Here is a 2,557-nt window from a genome sequence, read left to right as displayed (position 1 = left end):
CATGGTGCAAAATCGGGGTATTTTCCGCCGGAATACGCGTTCACGTTCCGCCAGAATTGGTGTTCACGTTGGGCCAGAATATGCAGACCTCGCCTATGCCCTGACGGTGTATGTCGTGCAGGGGGCCAGTGAACGCTTTGCCATTGCCCTCACCGGTACGGAAGGCGGCAGGAAACGAATGGCGTCTCTGGAATCCACCTACGTGACGCTGTCACGTGCAAAAGAGCATGTGCAGGTCTATACCGACAACCTGGCTGGCTGGAGTGCCGATACCCGGCACTCAAATGCCGGACAGACCGCCCACGACCTGCTGCACCAGAAAAGCGACCACGAGTCCGACACCGGTAACCGTCTGCTGGCCACCGCGTCACCGCTGGACAAGACAGCGCTGGGCCGCCGGGTACTGGCAGAAAACGGCCTGGAGGGCGAAACGATGGCCCGCTTTATTGCTGCCGGCAAAAAATACCCGTCACCGTATGTGGCCCTGCCGGCGTGGACCCGGCACGGGAAAGAGGCCGGAGCGCTGCTGACCGAAATCCGCATTGAGGATGACGGGATGCGCGTGGTGCTCAGTGAAGAGTCCCGGCTACGCGGCGGGGAGGATGCGCAGTTCGCCGGGCTGCAGGCCAGCCGTAACGGACAGACACTCATTGCTGATGATGCACAGACGGCGCTGCGCCTGGCACAGGAGAACCCGGAGAGCGGGGTGGTGATACGCCTGCACGGTGAAGAAAGGCTGCTCAATGCAGCCCGCCTGACCGGGGGACGAATCACGGAGCATGATGAGGTGGCCCGGACAGTGCGCAGTGTGGCGGAGGCTGAATCGGCAGCGAAAGCGGAAGACCCCACTACGCTGCCTCCGGATGAACAGCAGAAGCAGGCAGAGGCGCAGGAAAAAGCGGCCCGGGATCTGGCGGAGCAGGCCCGGCAGGAACTGTTGCCGGCAGTGTCGGGGGCTGAAGGTGATAAGCCTGACCCGCTGCTGTCAGCCAGTAACGAACGCCGTCTTCGGGACGGTACAGACCGGGAAATCCGGGAACTGGATGAAGCTGTCCGGGAAGCGGTGGCGGAAGGCCGGGAATCCCGCCAGCAGGTACGCGAACAGATGCAGCGTACCGAACGTGAGTGGGTGGTTATGCAGGTGGCCCGTTTCCTGCAGACCGGCACAGTGATAAATGGCGTTGCGGCATTCCCGACTCTGGTGGGGTATCTGCCGTTCAGTTCTGCCAGTTACGGTATTCCCGGTCTGCTGATGCTTGCCGGGGCGCTGCTGGTCTGGCAGGTCAGGGACACGCTGCGGCCCGCCCTGTTTGCCATCTGGCTGCTGCTGGTTGCCCTGCTTAACGCCCGTCACGGGGATGTGATGATACTTTCCGGCGTAATTCTGACGCTGGCGGTGTTGTTCTGTCCACGGGCTGGTACCGGCTTCCGGACGACGCCTGCAGGCCGGACGGTGGTTTGCGCCAGCATATGTCATTCATCTGCTGTGTACTGGTGTTCTGGTCAGTGTTCTCTGACCTGTCTTTGCTTATATATGACGCCCGCTTCTCCGTGATGCCGGAAAAGAAAACTGAACCCGAAGAGAACATCTGATGCAGAGGTTAGCACCAGTCTTCGGTTCGGATACCTGGAATGCGTTCAAATTCGCGGAGATTGTTTGTGACAACTACCAACCCGCGACTACGTGCATGACCAGCAATCATCTGGTCGTAAGGCCCGACAGGTGTTCCCTTTCGAGCCAGTTCGGCACGAATCTGACCGCTGTGTATCGCTGCCTGTGCATCGTAATCCAGAACTTCAAGGCGGGAGACAAATCCCTCCACGACAGCAAGATTTCGCTCCGGCACCTGGCTTTTTTCTGCACCGTAAATCAGCTCCATTAAGGTGATGGAGCTGATACACATTCTGGATGCATTTAGGTTGAAGCGTTCTCTGACGTGTTCGGGCTTATTTTTGATGGTGAAAATACAAATATTGGTATCAAGCATGAATTTCAGCATCAGAATCCTTCCCGTTCCTGTTCTGCAGGTTGTTCTCTGGTGCTCATAAAATCAGTACTGGCACCTTCGCCATCAAACCAGCTGTCCCAGGATTCTCCGACCGGAGTAATGACCCTGCTTCTGCCAACGGCAATGATTTCGACATGTTTCACATCCTCCGGAAAGGATATCGATTTAGGCAATCTGACCGCCTGAGTCCGGTTACTCAAAAAAAGTGTTGTATGCATAGCTGCTCCTTTTTCTGGATATACAAAGCGTATATCCATTATGAGTGGCGGTGATAGGATATGTCAAAGGGATATACAAGGGGCCAAACATATAAAGCGAAGAAGATCGCCTGACGCCTCCGCTTTGCGTCGTTGTCCAACCCCGCAACCGGGGAAACGCGAGTTTCCCCGATTCCGGCGTTTCTGAGTAAATCCTGTGAAGAATACCATGCAAATAATTCACAAAATACATGTGTGAACCGCCCCGGTTTTCCGGGAGAGTGTTAAGTCTGTGAACTCAGGCTGCCAGATCATCGTTTATGATGGAAGCATAATATGCCTGTTCCGCTT

At 56.4% G+C, this 2,557-nt stretch carries 2 protein-coding genes and 2 pseudogenes; 2 read left to right on the top strand and 2 right to left on the bottom strand.

The genetic code is table 11. The annotated features are described in order from the left end of the window. Position 1 precedes the first annotated feature (1 nt). Positions 2–706 (top strand): annotated as a pseudogene (locus GA0061070_RS26120) (conjugative transfer relaxase/helicase TraI domain-containing protein); the annotation flags it as partial. Positions 707–1,129: 423 nt separating this feature from the next. After that, a pseudogene (traX, locus tag GA0061070_RS25395) lies at positions 1,130–1,517 on the top strand (type-F conjugative transfer system pilin acetylase TraX); the annotation flags it as partial. Between the two features lie 84 nt (positions 1,518–1,601). Here traX and vapC read toward each other — a convergent pair. Together vapC and vapB are read right to left on the bottom strand one after the other, a co-directional pair. Continuing rightward, on the bottom strand, positions 1,602–2,000 hold the full coding sequence (gene vapC / locus GA0061070_RS24265) for a type II toxin-antitoxin system tRNA(fMet)-specific endonuclease VapC (RefSeq protein WP_090139079.1): 399 nt from the start codon (positions 1,998–2,000) through the stop codon (positions 1,602–1,604). Beyond that, entirely contained in the window at positions 2,000–2,227 is a 228-nt protein-coding gene (gene vapB, locus GA0061070_RS24260; protein ID WP_090139077.1) for a toxin-antitoxin system antitoxin VapB, read from the bottom strand. The genes vapC and vapB overlap by 1 nt, the downstream gene beginning before the upstream one ends. Between the last annotated feature and the right edge of the window lie 330 nt (positions 2,228–2,557).

The sequence above is a fragment of the Kosakonia oryziphila genome (assembly GCF_900094795.1).
Taxonomy (GTDB): domain Bacteria; phylum Pseudomonadota; class Gammaproteobacteria; order Enterobacterales; family Enterobacteriaceae; genus Kosakonia; species Kosakonia oryziphila.
The sequence above is the reverse complement of the archived record's forward strand: the minus strand, read 5'-3'. Positions and strand labels throughout refer to the sequence as shown.

What these genes read in the sequence shown, in the direction of transcription:
- vapC (WP_090139079.1), bottom strand. Translation starts at nt 2,000, where the DNA reads ATGCTGAAATTCATGCTTGATACCAATATTTGTATTTTCACCATCAAA.
- vapB (WP_090139077.1), bottom strand. Translation starts at nt 2,227, where the DNA reads ATGCATACAACACTTTTTTTGAGTAACCGGACTCAGGCGGTCAGATTG.